Source organism: Novosphingobium sp. IK01 (genome assembly GCF_033242265.1).
GTDB lineage: Bacteria > Pseudomonadota > Alphaproteobacteria > Sphingomonadales > Sphingomonadaceae > Novosphingobium > Novosphingobium pituita.
The window spans coordinates 2,452,936-2,469,125 of the sequence record NZ_BTFW01000001.1 but is presented as its reverse complement, the minus strand read 5'-3'; the positions used below and the strand labels follow the sequence as shown (position 1 = coordinate 2,469,125).

Annotated in this window: 16 protein-coding genes and 1 tRNA gene; 12 read left to right on the top strand and 5 right to left on the bottom strand. The window is 67.3% G+C overall.

Translation table 11 applies throughout. The features are described from left to right. The first annotated feature begins 9 nt into the window (after positions 1–9). A complete protein-coding gene (gene mutM / locus SBI20_RS11390; RefSeq protein ID WP_317975145.1) occupies positions 10–825 on the top strand; it encodes a bifunctional DNA-formamidopyrimidine glycosylase/DNA-(apurinic or apyrimidinic site) lyase in 816 nt (271 codons plus the stop codon). Positions 826–934: 109 nt separating this feature from the next. Further along, positions 935–2,737, top strand: a complete 1,803-nt coding sequence (locus SBI20_RS11385; protein WP_317976117.1) for a diguanylate cyclase — start codon at positions 935–937, stop codon at positions 2,735–2,737. Positions 2,738–2,816: 79 nt separating this feature from the next. Here SBI20_RS11385 and SBI20_RS11380 read toward each other — a convergent pair. Beyond that, positions 2,817–2,893 (bottom strand) — tRNA-Arg (locus SBI20_RS11380). Between the two features lie 99 nt (positions 2,894–2,992). Here SBI20_RS11380 and SBI20_RS11375 point away from each other — a divergent pair. Further along, positions 2,993–3,514, top strand: coding sequence for an MmcB family DNA repair protein (locus SBI20_RS11375; protein WP_317975144.1), 522 nt, complete (start codon positions 2,993–2,995; stop codon positions 3,512–3,514). A 14-nt stretch (positions 3,515–3,528) separates the two neighbouring features. On the opposite strand, the gene SBI20_RS11370 is transcribed toward SBI20_RS11375, so the two are convergent. Both SBI20_RS11370 and SBI20_RS11365 read right to left on the bottom strand, forming a co-directional pair. Continuing rightward, positions 3,529–4,875 carry a TldD/PmbA family protein gene (locus tag SBI20_RS11370; protein ID WP_317975143.1) on the bottom strand — a complete coding sequence of 449 codons (1,347 nt, stop codon included), beginning with the start codon at positions 4,873–4,875 and terminating at the stop codon, positions 3,529–3,531. 99 nt (positions 4,876–4,974) lie between these two features. After that, positions 4,975–5,382, bottom strand: coding sequence for a hypothetical protein (locus SBI20_RS11365; protein ID WP_317975142.1), 408 nt, complete (start codon positions 5,380–5,382; stop codon positions 4,975–4,977). Between the two features lie 232 nt (positions 5,383–5,614). Here SBI20_RS11365 and lptB point away from each other — a divergent pair, with 232 nt between their 5' ends. From lptB to SBI20_RS11335, 6 genes are all read left to right on the top strand, one after another. Then, positions 5,615–6,400, top strand: coding sequence for an LPS export ABC transporter ATP-binding protein (gene lptB / locus SBI20_RS11360; RefSeq protein ID WP_317975141.1), 786 nt, complete (start codon positions 5,615–5,617; stop codon positions 6,398–6,400). A 50-nt stretch (positions 6,401–6,450) separates the two neighbouring features. Beyond that, positions 6,451–8,097 carry an RNA polymerase factor sigma-54 gene (gene rpoN / locus SBI20_RS11355; protein ID WP_317975140.1) on the top strand — a complete coding sequence of 549 codons (1,647 nt, stop codon included), beginning with the start codon at positions 6,451–6,453 and terminating at the stop codon, positions 8,095–8,097. 106 nt (positions 8,098–8,203) lie between these two features. Further along, positions 8,204–9,391 (top strand): tetratricopeptide repeat protein, encoded by a 1,188-nt coding sequence (locus SBI20_RS11350; RefSeq protein ID WP_317975139.1) that lies wholly within the window; start codon positions 8,204–8,206, stop codon positions 9,389–9,391. Positions 9,392–9,782: 391 nt separating this feature from the next. Further along, positions 9,783–10,484: a response regulator transcription factor CtrA gene (ctrA, locus tag SBI20_RS11345; protein WP_317975138.1), complete on the top strand. Its 702-nt coding sequence runs from the start codon at positions 9,783–9,785 to the stop codon at positions 10,482–10,484. A gap of 125 nt (positions 10,485–10,609) precedes the next feature. Continuing rightward, entirely contained in the window at positions 10,610–11,326 is a 717-nt protein-coding gene (trmB, locus tag SBI20_RS11340) for a tRNA (guanine(46)-N(7))-methyltransferase TrmB (RefSeq protein ID WP_317975137.1), read from the top strand. Positions 11,327–11,449: 123 nt separating this feature from the next. Continuing rightward, on the top strand, positions 11,450–11,980 hold the full coding sequence (locus SBI20_RS11335; RefSeq protein WP_317975136.1) for a hypothetical protein: 531 nt from the start codon (positions 11,450–11,452) through the stop codon (positions 11,978–11,980). A 122-nt stretch (positions 11,981–12,102) separates the two neighbouring features. Here SBI20_RS11335 and hmpA read toward each other — a convergent pair whose 3' ends face one another. Further along, a complete protein-coding gene (gene hmpA, locus SBI20_RS11330; RefSeq protein ID WP_317975135.1) occupies positions 12,103–13,254 on the bottom strand; it encodes an NO-inducible flavohemoprotein in 1,152 nt (383 codons plus the stop codon). A 170-nt stretch (positions 13,255–13,424) separates the two neighbouring features. Here hmpA and SBI20_RS11325 point away from each other — a divergent pair, with 170 nt between their 5' ends. Further along, positions 13,425–13,844, top strand: a complete 420-nt coding sequence (locus SBI20_RS11325; protein WP_317975134.1) for an RrF2 family transcriptional regulator — start codon at positions 13,425–13,427, stop codon at positions 13,842–13,844. A 7-nt stretch (positions 13,845–13,851) separates the two neighbouring features. Here the strand turns inward: SBI20_RS11325 and SBI20_RS11320 are convergent, their stop codons facing one another. Continuing rightward, positions 13,852–14,289 (bottom strand): hypothetical protein, encoded by a 438-nt coding sequence (locus SBI20_RS11320; protein ID WP_317975133.1) that lies wholly within the window; start codon positions 14,287–14,289, stop codon positions 13,852–13,854. 164 nt (positions 14,290–14,453) lie between these two features. Between SBI20_RS11320 and coaBC the strand changes: the two genes are divergently transcribed. Together coaBC and dut are read left to right on the top strand one after the other, a co-directional pair. Continuing rightward, positions 14,454–15,674 (top strand): bifunctional phosphopantothenoylcysteine decarboxylase/phosphopantothenate--cysteine ligase CoaBC, encoded by a 1,221-nt coding sequence (gene coaBC, locus SBI20_RS11315; RefSeq protein ID WP_317975132.1) that lies wholly within the window; start codon positions 14,454–14,456, stop codon positions 15,672–15,674. After that, positions 15,671–16,144, top strand: coding sequence for a dUTP diphosphatase (gene dut / locus SBI20_RS11310; RefSeq protein WP_317975131.1), 474 nt, complete (start codon positions 15,671–15,673; stop codon positions 16,142–16,144). The genes coaBC and dut overlap by 4 nt, the downstream gene beginning before the upstream one ends. The last annotated feature ends 46 nt before the right edge of the window (positions 16,145–16,190 follow it).

The following is a 16,190-nucleotide window of genomic DNA, read 5'->3' as shown; positions in this document are numbered from 1 at the left end:
GAATACACGATGCCCGAACTTCCCGAGGTTGAAACCACCGTTCGCGGTCTGGCGAGCGTTCTGGACGGCCAGACGATCACCCGCCTGACCTTGCGCCGCGAAGGCCTGCGCCGTCCGTTCCCGCAAGACCTCGCCCAGGCGATGATCGGCGCACGGGTCAGCGGCCTGTCGCGCCGGGCCAAATATGGCCTGATCCACACCGACCGGGGCCGCACGATGGTCTTCCATCTGGGCATGTCGGGGCGCTGGCGGATCGATCCCGAGGCGCTGGGCAAGCACGACCACCTGCTGATCGAAACCGGCCATGGCCATACCCTCGCGCTCAACGACGCGCGCCGGTTCGGCTCGGTCGATCTGGTGGAAACCGACGCGCTGGAACAGTGGGGCCCGTTCACCGCGCTGGGCCCCGAGCCGCTGGGCCCCGGCCTGACGCCGCGCCATCTGGCTGATGCCTTCAAGGGGCGCATTGCGGCGGTCAAGCTGCTGCTGCTCGATCAGGCCATCGTGGCCGGCCTTGGCAATATCTATGTCTGCGAGGCGCTCCACCGCGCGCGCATCGCCCCCACCCGCGAGGGGGGCGCGATCAGCCTGCCCGCGCTCAGGCGGCTGGTGCCCGAGATCCGCGCGGTTCTGGAAGAAGCCATCGCGGCGGGCGGCTCGACCTTGCACGACTATGCCCGGCCCGATGGCGAACTGGGCTATTTCGCCAAGGACTGGCGCGTCTATGGCCGCGAGGGGGAGCCTTGCGGATGCGGAACACCGGTCGCGCGGATCGTGCAGGGCGGCCGCTCCACATTCTTTTGTCCCAAATGCCAAAAACAGTGAGGGCCCGTTAAGGAATTTTGCGTATACTTTTCTTATCGCTACAGTCGGCGATCCTGCAAACGCCTGCCTGGAGCCCCCTTTGATCGGGTCGTTGTCCCATCGCATCCTCATGCTGTGTACCCTGCTGGGCATCCTGACGACAGGGCTGGCCGGGGCGCTGGTGGGCGTGACCATGGAAATGCACGACAGCCTGACCTGGGTTGACCATTCCTCGCAAGTCTTGCGCTCGGCCAACCGCGTGGTGAGCACCCTGCGCGAGGCGGAATCGGGCCAGCGCGGTTTCATCCTCACGCAGAACCCCGAATTTGCCGAGTCGGTCGAGCGGGCTCTGGGCTCGGCCCGCCGGGAAGCGGCAACGCTGGCCCGCCTGACCGCCGACAACCCCACGCAGAACACCCGCGCCCGCCAGATAGAGACCCTCGTGGGCGAGCGGATCGCGATTTTGCAAGCCTCGGCCCGGCTGACCGGCAACGGCAGTTTCGTCGCCGCGCGCGATTTCGTGGCGACCGGGCGCGGGCTCATGCTGATGCAGCTGGTCGATGGCAAGATCGGCGATCTCGTGCTCGATGAACGCGATCTGGCCGCCACGCGGATGGACAAGGTCGAACGCCTGCTCCGGGTGATCCTGTGGCTCGCGGCGGTGGGAACCCCGCTCACGCTGCTCTTCCTGGTCATGATGGCCCGCTCGCTGATCCGGCGCATCCGCCAGCCGGCAGGCGCGATGATCGAGGTCATGGGCCAACTGGGCGCGGGCGAGCGCAAGGCGCGCATCACCGGCGACATGGGATCGAGTGAATTCAGCCAGTTGGCCCAGGGCTACAACGCCATGGCCGACGAACTGGAGCTGGCCCTGGCCGATCAGGTCAAGGCGCACGACAACCTCGAAGCGGCCAACGACGCCCTGAGCCACAACGCGCAGACCTTGCGCGAACGCGGCGAAGTGATCGAAATTCTGGGCGGCATGGCCCATCGCATGCAGGCTGCCCGCACCGACGAGGAACTGGCCGCGATCATTCGCGTCTTCGTGCCGCGCGTCCTGCCCCATATTCCCGGCGCGTTGTACGTCCACAACAATTCGCGCAACCTGCTGGTGGCCACGGCCACCTGGGGCGGGCTCGAACTGGCCCAGGGCAATTTCGCGCCCGAGGAATGCTGGGCCCTGCGCCGCGGCCAAAGCCATTTCGTCGACGAACCCGGCTCGGACATCGTCTGTCCGCATGTCGGTTCCCAGACCGACCATTACCACTGCGAACCGCTGCTGGCCGGGGGCGAAGTGATCGGCGTGCTCTATCTCAAGGGCACGATCGACACTGAAAACCGCTTCCGCCTCGCGGTGTTGAGCGAAAACATCGCCTCGGCCCTGGTCAATCACCGGCTTCAGCGGGGCCTGCGCGAACAGACCATCCGCGATCCCCTCACCGGGCTGTTCAACCGCCGCTACCTGGAAGAGACGCTGTCGCTCGAAATCGCGCGCGCCTCGCGCTCGGGCGCGCCGCTCAGTCTGGTCATGTGCGATGTCGACCATTTCAAGCGCTTCAACGACGAATTCGGCCACGACGCAGGCGATCAGGTCTTGCAGACCGTGGCCGCCGAACTGCGCCGCCGCTTCCGCGATGGCGATGTGGTCTGCCGCTTTGGCGGGGAAGAATTCGTGATCATCGCCCCGGCCACGGATGCCACCGTATTGCAGGCGCGCGTGGAGGAAGTGCGCGAAGCGATCAGCCTGGTCACCGTGCGTCAGGGCGGGCGCACGCTGGGCTCGGTCACGATGTCGTTTGGCGTGGCCACCTGGTCCGACGGGATGGACCGCGAGGGCGCGATGCTGGTCAAGACCGCCGACGCGGCGCTCTATGCTGCCAAGCGCAATGGCCGCAACCGCGTGGTGGTGGACGCAACCGCGCTGGCCGCCTGATCTATGGCCGCCTGATTTCGGGATCTGACAGGAAGACTGGTGCCGGCCCGGCACACACAATTGCCAATTCCCTTGGAATTGGCGCACCCGACAGGATTCGAACCTGTGGCCTTTGCCTTCGGAGGGCAACGCTCTATCCAGCTGAGCTACGGGTGCCTGAAATGGCGCCCTAGCAGTGGTGGGCAGGGCTTGCCAGCGGTTTTTGCATGAGGCTGGATGCTTTACGCGTTCGCTCTATGTTCCTATTCTGGCGTCATGGACGATTCGCCGCTTTCTCCGCTCTCTCCTGCCGGGCCTGATTCCGGGCCCGGTGAAGACACCGTTTTCGCGCGCGAGGCGCTGGCCGTGGCGCGGGGGATCGGCAGGCTGTTTGCCCGCAACGGCATCTGGTGCCTGCCCGAAATGCCGTTGCGCAATGGCCGCCGGGCCGACCTGATGGGGGTCGACGCAAAGGGGCGGGTGGTAATCGTGGAGATCAAGGTCAGCCGCGCCGATCTGCTGGGCGACGCCAAGTGGACCGACTATCTCGATCATTGCGACCGGTTCTACTGGGGGCTGGCGCCCCATCTCGACCGCGCGGTGCTCGAAGACGCCGCCTTCCGGCCCGAGGCCTGCGGGATCATCGTGGCCGATGGCTATGACGCGGAAATCCTGCGGCCCGCGCCCAGCCTGCCGCTCGCGGCGGCGCGGCGCAAGGTCGAGGTGGAACGCCTTGCCCGTGCCGCGCTGCGCCGTCTTGTCGTGAACGGGGACCCGGCCTGTTCAGCCTGGGGCTGAAGAAGGCGGGCCGGTCAGTCGCCCGCCACGCTCATCCCGTCGACGCGCAAGGTGGGAACATCGATCCCGCGCTGGATTTCGAGGTCATCGGCGGCAACCATCGCCGCGAACATGTCGATCAGGTTGCCCGCCACGGTGAATTCGGCAATCGGCCCGGCCAGTTCGCCGTTGACGATGCGGAAGCCTGCCGCGCCCCGGCTGTAATCGCCGGTCACGCCATTGACGCCATTGCCGATCAGTTCGGTCACATAGACCCCGTCGACAATGTCGGCGAGCAGGGCCTCGCGGCTGACGCAGCCCGGTTCGAGGACGATATTGCCCGTCGTGACATGCGGCGCACCCGAGCCCCCGCGCGAGGCGTGGCCGGTAGGGGCCAGGCCAAGCTGGCGGGCCGAGGCCGATTCCATCAGCCAGCCGGTCAGCCGTCCACCCTCGACCAGCTTGCGCGGCGCGGTGGGCAGGCCTTCGCCATCGAACGGGCGCGAGCGCAACCCGCGCGGGCGCAGCGGATCATCGGAAATGGTGATCGATGAATCGAACAGTTGCGCGCCGTCGCGGTCGAGCAGGAAGCTCGCGCGGCGGGCAATCGCCGCCCCGGTGATCGCGCCCAGCAGGTGCCCGACCAGCGAACTGCCCACGCGCGGATCGAACACGACCGGCATGGCCCCGCTCTTCACCCGCCCCGGATTGACGCGGGCCACCGTGCGCAGGCCCGCCTCGCGGCCGATCAGGGCCGGATCGGGCAGGTCAGCGGCAAAGCGCGCGCTGCGCCACGCGTGGTCGCGCTGGAGCGCGCCGTCTTCCCCCGCAATCACGCTTGCCGAAATGCTGTGGCTGGTGGCGGCATAGGCCCCCGAAAAGCCATGGCTGGTGGCCAGCGCCACGACCCCGCGCCCGGACCCCGCGCCCGCGCCCTCGCTGTTGGTGACACCGGGCACCGCGCGGGCGGCATCCTCGGCCTCTTGCGCAAGGCGGCGCAGATCCTGCGGGCGCGGCTCGGCCGGATCGTCGAGATCGAGATCGGGGAACGGGGCATGGGCCAGCAGGGCGGCGTCGGCCAGCCCGGCAAAGCGGTCGACCGGCGCGGCACGGGCCATCGCCACGGCCCGCGCGGCCAGTTCGTCAAGCGCGGCATCGCCCATGTCGGTCGATCCGATCGAGGCCGAAGCCCCGCCGACGAAGACGCGCAGCCCGATATGCTCGGCTTCCGAACGCTCGACATCCTCCAGCGCGCCCAGCCGCACGCTCACGCTTTCCGAGGCATTGGCCAGATAGACCACGTCGCCCGCCTCGGCCCCGGCCCGCCGGGCACGGTCGATCAGGGCCTCGCAACGCTCCTGGGCTTGGGCGGGGGTCAACATCGGGGTACTCCACTTCGTCCCCGCCGGGGTGGCCGGGGTGCCACGGCGCTTAGCCGCTGTGTCCGGTTGGGGCAATCAAGTCGGGGCAGGTCGGGGGTATCAGGCAAAAGCGGCGATGGCCTTGATCAGCGCGGTGACCAGCAGCGGCAGGCCGATCGAGACGGTCCAGATTCCCGCAAGCGTGCGGCGCAAGACCGCCTCGAAATGGTCGGGTGTCTCGATCAGCAGGGGCGCGCGCGTTTCCCAGCGCTTTTCGAAACGGCGGTAGAGCGGGATGATCGCGGCCACCAGCACGACCAGCGCGAAGGTCGGCAGCATCGTGTCCTCTTCGGACTCGACCGCGTGCATCGTCATGAAGATCTGGAGCGCGGTATAGACGAGCAGGCCATAGGCCACCGCATCGCTGACACGCTTGTACCCGCGTTCGAGGCGAACATGACGCTCGGCCTCGGCCATGGAGCCATCCTTGTTCATGGCGCTGCTCACGGCCTCGTTCATGGTGCCCATGGCCCGTCTGCCCTTCATCAACCCGTCTCCCGGCCATAAGACCATGCATGCCCGGCAGGCGCAAGGCAAGGACGGCCCGCCCCAGGCGCCAGCATGGAAAGAACTGACGTTGAGAGAACCGGCGCTGAAAGAACCGGCGCTGAAAAGAACCGGCAGGGATCGCGCCAGATTCGCGCATATGGGCACGCACACGGGGTTTGCCCGAAGGCCCGACCGGGCTATGAACGCAGCCATGACTGGCTCTCCCTCCGTTCTTGCCGCCCATCCTGAAACAGGTGCGTCCCCTGCCATCCCCCAGGGCGGGCTGGAGGTGGTTTCCATCGCCAAGTCCTACGACAAGCGCGCGGTGCTGACCGACATCTCGCTTTCGGTCGGCAAGGGCGAGGTGCTTGGCCTGCTCGGCCCCAATGGCGCGGGCAAGACGACGTGCTTCTATTCGATCATGGGCCTGGTTCGTCCGGATTCGGGGCGCATCCTGCTCGATGGCGTCGATATCACCCGCCTGCCGATGTATCGCCGCGCGATCCTCGGGCTGGGCTACCTGCCACAGGAAACCTCGATTTTCCGCGGGATGACGGTCGAACAGAACATCGCCACCGTGCTCGAACTGGTCGAGCCCGACAAGGCCACCCGCGAGGAGGAACTCGACCGCCTGCTCGACGAATTCGGCCTCCAGCGCCTGCGCAACAGCCCGTCGATGGCGCTTTCGGGCGGGGAACGCCGCCGCTGCGAGATCGCCCGCGCGCTGGCCGCGCGGCCCTCGATCATCCTGCTCGACGAACCTTTCGCGGGGATCGACCCGCTCTCGATCAGCGATATCCGCGATCTGGTGAAAGACCTCAAAAAGCGCGGAATCGGCGTCCTGATCACCGACCACAACGTGCGCGAGACGCTCGACATCGTGGACCGCGCCTGCATCATCTATGGCGGGCAGGTGCTGTTCTCGGGCAGCCCCGAGGCGCTCGTGGCCGATCCCAATGTGCGCCGCCTCTATCTGGGTGAGGGTTTCACGCTGTGAGCAGCGCGCGCGCGCGTCCTTTCTTTACCATCGGCGGCTAGTCCCGGTTCATGGCACTGGGCCCCCGCCTCGACATCCGCCAGTCGCAATCGCTGGTGATGACCCCGCAGCTCCAGCAGGCGATCAAGCTGCTGGCGCTGTCCAACCTCGAGGTGGAAACCTTCATCGGCGAGGCGATCGAGGCCAACCCCCTGCTCGAAATCGCCGAGCGTGCGCCGTTCGAGGACACCCACGGCGAGGCCTTCGGGAACGGGGATGAGGGCACGCGCCGCACCCATCTCGAAACCAGCCCCGTCGACCAGCTTGTCGGCGAGGGCATGGCCGCGCAGGACCGCCCGCTCGACATCGACGTGTCGGCGCTCGACACCGACCGCGACACCGGGGATGGCCTGCATGCAGGAGCGCATGCAGCGGCCCATACCGCAACCCTGCCCGGTGATGCCGGCATCGATGGGCCCGGCGAAGAGGGCGCCTTCACCGATCCGGGGATCGGGGCGATGGGCAGCGCATCGGGCGCATCGGGCGAGGGGCCGGGGCTGGCCATCGACGAGCGCGGCGCCGGCAGCCCCAGCCTGGCCGAGCATCTCCACACCCAGATCGGCGCGACGACATCCGATTCCGGCGCGCTGTTCGTGGCACGCTGGCTGATCGACCAGCTCGACGAGGCGGGCTACTTGCGCATGCCGCTGGCCGAAGTGGCCGAGACGCTGGCCCTGCCACTGGCCGACGTGGAGCGGGCACTCGCACTCGTGCAGGCGCTCGATCCCACGGGCGTGGGCGCACGCACGCTGGGCGAGTGCCTCGCGCTTCAGGCGCGCGAGGCGGATCGCTACGACCCGCTGATGGCCCGCCTGCTCGACAATCTGGACCTGCTGGGCCGGGGCGAACTGGCCCGGCTCAAGCGGCTGTGCGGGGCCGACGACGAGGATTTTGCCGGAATGCTGGCCGAACTGCGCGGCTATGATCCCAAGCCCGGCCTGCGGTTTGGCGGCAGCCCGGTCGAAACGGTCACGCCCGACATCCTCGTCTATCCCGCCCCGCAAGAGGCCGACCGCGACGGCAAGGACGAAAGCGGCGAGAACGGGGGCGGCTGGACCATCGCGCTCAACCAGGCCACCTTGCCGCGCCTGCTGGTCAACCGCAGCTATTACACGCAGATGCGCCGCTCGTGCGGGGGCAAGGAGGCACGGGCCTGGCTGGGCGAGAAGCTGGCCGACGCCAACTGGCTGGTCAAGGCGCTCGACCAGCGACAGAAAACCATCCTCAAGGTCGCCGCGCAGATCGTGAAGCATCAGGACGGCTTCTTTCGCCACGGCGTCTCGCACTTGCGCCCGCTGACCTTGCGCACCGTGGCCGAGGCGGTCTCCATGCACGAGAGCACGATCAGCCGCGTCACCTCGAACAAGTACCTGCAATGCCAGCGCGGCACGTTCGAACTCAAATACTTCTTCACCTCGGGCGTGGCTTCGGCCGATGGCGACGGGGCCGTTTCGGCCGAAGCGGTCAAGGCATCGATCCGCCAGTTGATCGATGCCGAAGATCCGCGCGCGATCCTGTCCGACGATGCCCTGGTCGATCTGCTCAAGGCGCGCGGGTTCGATCTGGCGCGGCGCACGGTGGCCAAGTACCGCGAGGCAATCGGGCTGGGCAGTTCGGTCCAGCGGCGGCGGCAAAAGGCCCTGGCGCGGGTGAAATAGCCGAAGTGAACCTATCGGCAGGGTTCCGTTGACCACGTCGGGGCCCGCGCGATAATGCGCGCAGCGACACGCGAGCCTGGCCCCTTGGCCCGGCGCGAGGGAGCACATGATGAGCAAGGCCGACCAGACCCCCCAGAGCGCAACGCCCGCGCCGCAGATCTGGCGCAACGCGGCGATCGGGGTGGTGTCGGTGGCGGCGATCATCGGCGGGGGCATCGGCATCTATCGCGCCCAGCGCCCGGCCGAACTGGCCGCCGCCGTGGCCGAACCGCCGCGCCCGGAAATGACCCCGGTGGTCTTCGACAGCGCCCCTCCCATGGTCGATGCCAGCGCCAGCGCCGCCGCCGTGGTTCCCGCGGCGCCAGCCGGTACCAGTGCCGGGTCCGGGGCTAATGCCGGGGCAGGGGCCGCCCCCGATCCGACCCCCACGCCCGAGCCTTCGCCCGTGGTCGACGACACGATCACCCGCATGGAAGAGCGCCTCGCCGAAAAGAAGGACGACGTGCAGGGCTGGCGCATGCTGGGCTGGGCCTATTTCCAGAACGAGCGCTACAAGGACGCCGCGCGCGCGCTGCGCAAGGCCACCGCGCTCGACCCCGAACATGCCGAGACGTTCTCGTTCCTGGGCGAGGCGCTGGTCCTGGCCAACAACCACGAAGGCCAGATGCCGCGCGCGGCGCGGCTGGCCTTCGACAAGGCCCTTGCGCTCGATCCCAAGAACCCGCGCGCGCGCTATTTCAGGGCGCTCTCGCTCGATCTGGCGGGGCAGCATCGCCGCGCGCTGCGCGCCTGGTTCGCCCAGCTCAGCGAGACGCCGCCCGACGCGCCTTATGCCTCCGACATCCGCGCGGTGATCCGCAGCGTGGGCAAGCGCCATCATATCGAGGTCGAAAAGCGCCTCGCCATCGCCGATGCCGAAGCCCGCAGCCCCAAGGTCGCCAAGGAGGCCGCCCACACCAAGGCCGCCGAGCGCCGGAAAGGCGCGCTGCCCGGCCCGGCCAGCGCCGAACTCAAGACCGCCTCGGGCCCCCGCCAGAGCGGGGTGGCGAGCGCGGCCAGCGGCGCCAAGGATGCCATGGCGCGCGGCATGGTCGATGGCCTTGAAGCCCGCCTCGCGCGCAATCCGGCCAATGTCGATGGCTGGATCCTGCTGATTCGCAGCCGCGTTCACCAGAACGAACCAGCCCGTGCCCGCAAGGCGCTGGCCGAGGGCCTGGCCGCCTTCCGCACCCGCCCCGCCGAAGCCGCCAAGCTGCGCGATGCCGCCGCGCGGCTGGGCGTATCGGAGAACTGACGGACCACGCCGGGTCCATCGAACTGAATTGTAAAGCTTTGATAAAACGATGGGTGGCCCTGTGCGCTCAGGAGCGGGCGGGACACCCCTCGGTCCATGCGGATTTTCCCCATGCCCATGGTGCTCTCTGCATTAACCCTGCCCCCATAAGTTGGCGTCAGGCCATGCTTTCCAGCCAGAACTCTGGCGGATCCACAGGGAGGACAAGCATGCCTGTCGCATGTTCGGATCAGCGCGGCAGCTTGGGGGCTGCGGCTGCCGACACGGGGCCAGTGCTTACGTTAAATTAACCTTTTATGTTCACTGGTCCTATGGTTAATGACGGACAAGATCCTTGCGAAGCATCGTCCGCAGGGAAGAATGCCGGGAAATGGCAAGAAGGGGCAGATCCATGCGCGTGCTGCTGATCGAGGATGAGCCGGCCACGGCCAAGGCTATCGAACTCATGCTGACGGCCGAAGGCTTCAACGTCTATTCCACCGACCTGGGGGAAGAAGGCCTCGATCTCGGCAAGCTCTACGATTACGACATCATCCTTCTCGACCTCAACCTGCCCGACATGCACGGGTACGACGTGCTCAAGAAGCTGCGCGTCGCCAAGGTCCAGACCCCGGTGCTGATCCTCTCGGGCATTTCCGAGATGGACTCCAAGGTCCGCTCGTTCGGCTTCGGCGCCGACGACTACGTGACCAAGCCGTTCCACCGCGAGGAACTGATCGCCCGCATCCACGCCGTGGTGCGCCGTTCCAAGGGTCATTCGCAGTCGGTCATCCGCACCGGCAAGCTTTCGGTCAACCTCGACGCCAAGACGGTCGAGGTCGACAGCGCCCGCGTCCACCTGACGGGCAAGGAATATGCGATGCTCGAGCTGCTCTCGCTGCGCAAGGGCACCACGCTGACCAAGGAAATGTTCCTCAACCACCTCTATGGCGGCATGGACGAGCCCGAACTCAAGATCATCGACGTGTTCATCTGCAAGCTGCGCAAGAAGCTGGCCCATGCCTGCGGCGGCGAAAACTACATCGAGACCGTCTGGGGCCGCGGCTATGTGCTGCGCGATCCCGACGACATGACCGCCATCGAAGCGGCCTGAACCCTTTCTGCCCGGCAATCCCCGGACTGATCCCAAGATGGCCCGTTCCCACGACGGGCCGTTTTGCGTTATTGACCGCGCCCGCCGCCCCTGCCATCGCGCCCGGCGATGAGGGCTTACAGATCATGACTGCTTACAAATCCGGCGATCCGACCACGCTCAACCGTCTCTATGGCCGGGCCAAGGGCAAACCCCTGCGTCAGGGCCAGCAGGCGCTGGTCGACACCCTGCTGCCGCAGATCGCGGTGCCGGCCGAAGGGCCGGTCACGGCCCAGCGCCTGTTCGGGCGCGATTGCCCGCTCCATTTCGAGATCGGCTTTGGCGGGGGCGAGCACATGGCCTTCCGCGCCGACCTGCTGCCCGACCATGGCTATATCGGCGCCGAGCCGTTCCTCAATGGCGTGGCCCAGGCGCTCACCCATCTCGATGGCGACAACGGCGCGCGTCCGCCGATCCCCAATGTGCGGATCCAGCATGGCGATGCGCTCGAAGTGCTGGGTCGCGTACCCGACGGCGCGCTCTCGTTCCTCTACCTGCTCCATCCCGATCCCTGGCCCAAGGCCCGCCATGCCAAGCGCCGGATGATGAACGATGGCCCGCTCGAACTCTTCGCGCGCAAGCTCAAGCCGGGCGGCGAATTCCGCTTCGGGACCGACCATCCGATCTACCTTCGCCATGCGCTGATGGTCATGCGCCGCCATACCGATACCTTCCGCTGGCTGGCCGAAACCCCGCAGGATTTCCAGAAGCGTCCCGGCGGCTGGCCCGAAACGCGCTATGAGGCCAAGGCCCGCGCGCAGGGCCACGAAGTCTGGTATTTCCGTTACCGGCGCCTGGGTTGACCCCTCACCGGGGGCGGTCGCCATGGCCGGTTTAACCCGCTCCTAACTATCCGGGCCTAGCCTTGCTCCACACGGGGACCCACCTTGCCGCAACGGGCAAGGGGCCCCCGTTCGGAGTGCGCCATGACTCACAACCAGACCGCCACCCAACTGCTCAACGAACTGCGCGAGTTCGCGGCCTTTCCCGCCGCCACCCAGCGCTATATCCGACGCAGTCTGGATATTGGCCTGGGACGGCGCGACGCCTGTTCGATCTGGGCGCGCAACCCGGCCGAGGCCGCCGCCATCCGCACCCAGTACGAGGTCTACCAGGCCATCGCCCCGTTGCGCGCCATGCTGCCCGAAGGGCCTGCCGCCGATGGAACCGAATCGTTCATGGGCGCGCTGATCAAAATGAGCGCGTTCGATCTGGGACAGGAACGCCTCGAAGGCTTCTCGGCCTATCGCTTCCTCTACGAGCGCCTGCTGGGCGCAACCGTGCGCCCCTGGCTGCCAGCCGCCTTCTGTGGCGCCGCCGCGCTGCCCCAGATCCGCCCGCCGCGCCGCAAGGACCTGCTCCAGTCGATCAGCGAGGCGGCGGCCACCGCCCCGGCCTGGTCGACCCGCGCGCCCACTTTCTTCCCCGAATTCGTCCCGCTCGAAGAAACCGCCTGAACCGGTTGTCGCCAAACCCAACCTGGCCAGAAACACCGCCCTGTCCAAAGATAATGGGGTGCAGGGGGCCGTGCCCCCTGCATTCTCCCTTGTTCTTCAATGTTTTTTGAAAAAGCCCGGATTCAGCCAAGCGCCTCGAACGGGCCAAAGCATTCAAAATGGCGCCGCTCTACCGGAAGCCCGAGCGCGGCCAGCGCCTGATCAACGACAGCCATGAACGGCTTGGGACCAAGGAAATAGGCGTCGGCATCAGCCGGAACCCATCCGCGCAGCGCTTCGAGACTCGGACGCCCGGCTTCCGCCTCAAGGACGACATGGGCGGTAAAGCGCGGGTGGGCCTGCGCCCAGGCGGCCAGAGTCGGGCCAAAGGCCTGCACGGCGCCATTGCGGGCATAGTGGATGAAGATCACGTCGCGCGTGCCCTGCGCGAGCGCGGCCTCGGCCATGGCCAGCGTGGGGGTGATGCCCACGCCGCCGCTGATCAGGACCAGGGGCGCCGTGCCTTCGCGCAGGACGAACTCACCTGCGGGCGGGAAGACATCGAGCACATCGCCGGTCGCGACATGATCGTGCAGGTGGTTGGAGACCACGCCGCCCGGCTCGCGCTTGACGCTGATGCGCAAGGTCCGGCCATTGGCCGCCTGCGACAGCGAATAGTTGCGGCGGACTTCCTGCCCGTCAACCACCAGCTTCAGGCCCAGATACTGCCCCGGCTGGTGCGCGACGACCGCCCCGCCATCGACCGGTTCGAGGTGGAACGAGACGATCTCGTCGCTTTCCCTGACCTTGTCGGCCACACGGAACGGGCGGGCGCCGCGCCAGCCACCCGGCGCTGCGGCAAGGCGCTCGTATTCCGCCGCCTCGGCGCCGATCAGGATGTTGGCGAGTTGCCAGTACGCCTCGCCCCAGGCTTCGATGACGGCATCGGTGGCGATCTCTTCCCCCAGCACCTCGCGGATCGCGCGCAGCAGGCAGGTGCCGACGATGGGATAGTGTTCGGGCAGGATCTGGAGCGAGACGTGCTTCTGGATGATCTGGGCCGGAAGATCGCCCAGACCGCCCAGATCGTCGATATGCCGGGCATATTTCAGGACCGCATTGGCCAGCGCGCGCGGCTGGGTGCCATGGGCCTGGTGGGCCTGGTTGAACAGCGGGCGGACCTGCGCATATTCACCGAGCATGGTCTTGTAGAAATGCGTGGTCAGCGCCTCGCCTCCGGTTTCCAGCAGGGGAACGGTGGCCTTGATGATGGCGGTTTGATCGGCATTCAACATGCGAAACGTCCTTCAGAATGGCACGCGGGCCGGGATGGCGATGCTTCTGAACCTTGCCTTTTGCGCTGCCCTTGAGCGCTGTTTCCGACTCGAAATCATGCATCTGGAATGCTAGATATGAGGCGAACGATAATGATGCAATTAAAATGCATCTTTAAAGGTCCGGTCCGATGCGTCTCACCCGTTTTTCCGATTATGCCGTCCGCGTGATGCTCTATCTGGCTGCCCGGACCGACCGGCTGTGCTCGATCGGCGAGATCGCAAAAGCCTACGACATTTCGCAGAACCACCTGATGAAGGTGGCCAGCGATCTGGCGGCCAGCGGCTATGTGGAGGCGGTGCGGGGGCGCAACGGGGGCTTGCGGCTGGCCCGTCCGGCTGGCGAAATCAACGTGGGGCGCCTGATCCGCCATACCGAGGGGGCCATCGACCTCGTCGGTTGCGGGGATTGCAAGCTGCGGAGTGCCTGCGGGTTGCCCGATCCGCTGGCCGAGGCGCTGGAAGCCTTTTTCGCGGTGCTCGAACGCTATACGCTGGCCGACGTGCTCGACGACAAGGGCAAGCGCCTGCTCGCCACGCTGGGAAGCTGAGCGGGGATCAGGAGCCGCCGGAAACCGGCGTGGCGGCATCCCTCTGCCAGACCCGGCGCGCGCTGATCAGCAGCGCGATATGCGCGGTATCGAGCGCCATGGGCAGCAGCCATTCGGGGTAAGTCCCGAAGACGACAAAATTGATCAGCCGTTCGGCCAGCGCCCCGATGAAGATGAAAGTCGGTATCCACAGCAGGTCGCCGCTCTTGCGCAGGCCCCCCGCGATCATGAACAGCGCCGCCACGCTGACAAACGAGGTGCAATGCGCGCGGATGATCGACAGGCCATGGGCCGCCCGCGCCAGCCTCGCCCCATCATGCGGGGTGACCAGCCAGGACGCCACGATCACCAGATCGGCCAGCCCGGCCACCAGCACGAGAACCGCCAGCACCGAGCGGGCCGATACGGAATCGATTGCAATGAAACGGGACCGAATCGCATGCATCGATTCTCTCCAGCCATTATGCGTGGTGCGGCGAAAGTCTGACAAACTTTTGCCGGGCGCGCAAAGCATTTGCCCCAACGCCCGAAGCGCCCGGCAGGACGAGTCGCAAGGGCCCGTCGCACGCGCGCTTGCGCCGGGGGCCCCAAGGTTGCACAAGCCGGGCCATGAACGCTCCCCGCATTCTCCTGATCATCGGTGGCGGCATTGCCGCCTACAAGGCCTGCGAACTGATCCGCCTGATCCGCAAGGGCGGGGGCTCGGTCACGTGCGTGCTGACCGAGGGCGGCGCCCATTTCGTCACCGCGATGACACTGGCCGCACTCAGCGAAAATCCGGTCCACACCACGCTGTGGGATCTGAAGAACGAAGTTGAGATGGGCCACATCCAGCTCTCGCGGCAGGCCGACCTCGTGGTGGTCTGCCCGGCCACCGCCGACCTGATGGCGCGCATGGCCGCCGGGATTGCCGACGATCTGGCGACCACGCTGCTGCTGGCGACCGACAAGCCGGTACTGGCCGTCCCGGCGATGAACGTGCGGATGTGGGAACATGCCGCCACGCAGGCCAATGTCGCGCGGCTGCGCGCAAGGGGTGTGCAGGTGCTGGAACCCGATGTCGGCGCGATGGCCTGCGGCGAATTCGGCCCCGGACGCCTGCCCGAGCCGGAAGCGGTCTGGGCTGAAATCGGGCGCTGCCTCGCGCCGGCGGGTCAATGGACAGGTCCTTTGGTGGGGCGCCACGTCCTGATCACGGCGGGCCCCACCCACGAGCCGATCGACCCGGTGCGCTACATCGCCAACCGGTCGAGCGGAAAGCAGGGCTTCGCGCTGGCTGCCGCCGCCGCGAAGGCCGGGGCGCGGGTCACGCTGGTAAGCGGCCCGGTTACCCTGTCCACGCCCGCCGGAGTCGACCGGGTGGACGTGGAAACCGCCCGCGAAATGGCCGCCGCCGTCGAGGCGGCGCTGCCCGCCGACGTGGCGATCATGGTCGCCGCCGTTGCCGACTGGCGCGTGGCCGATGCCGCCGGGCAGAAGCTGAAGAAGGACGGCACCGGCGCCCCGCCGCCGCTGGCTCTGGTCGAAAACCCCGATATTCTGGCGGGCCTGTGCCGCTCGCCGCGCCGCCCCGCACTGGTCGTCGGCTTTGCCGCCGAGACCAACGACGTCATTCCCCACGCCCTTGCCAAGCGCCAGCGCAAGGGAGCCGACTGGATCGTCGCCAACGACGTTTCGGACGGGGTGATGGGGGGCGCGCGCAACACCGTCCACATCATCGACGCGGCCGGGGTCGACAGCCTGCCCGAAATGCCCAAGGAAGCCGTGGCCGAAGCGATCATCGCGCGCATCGCCACCACTCTTGCCCACACAGACGGAACCTCCGCATGACCACGCACCCCGCCCCCGTGCCGATCCTGTTCAAGCGCCTGCCCCACGGCGAAGGCCTGCCGCTGCCCGCTTATGCGACCGAAGGCGCCGCCGGCATGGACGTGGTGGCCGCCGAAGACGTGGACCTCGCCCCGGCCCAGCGCCACGCGGTGGCCACCGGCCTCGCGCTGGCGATCCCCCATGGCTATGAAATCCAGGTGCGCCCGCGTTCGGGCCTCGCGCTCAAGCATGGCATTTCCGCGCCCAATGCCCCCGGCACGATCGACAGCGACTATCGCGGCGAACTCAAGATCATCCTGATCAACCACGGTCAGGAAAGCTTCGCCATCCGCCGTGGCGACCGGATCGCGCAACTGGTGCTGGCCCCGGTCACGCGGGGAACCTGGCTCGAAGTGGACGATCTGGGCGAAACCGCGCGCGGCGAGGGCGGCTTCGGATCGACCGGCGGAGTCGTCGCACTAGGCAACTGAACCGGGGCCGGTTGCCACACCCAACCGAGCCCAAGGCACTGCCCTG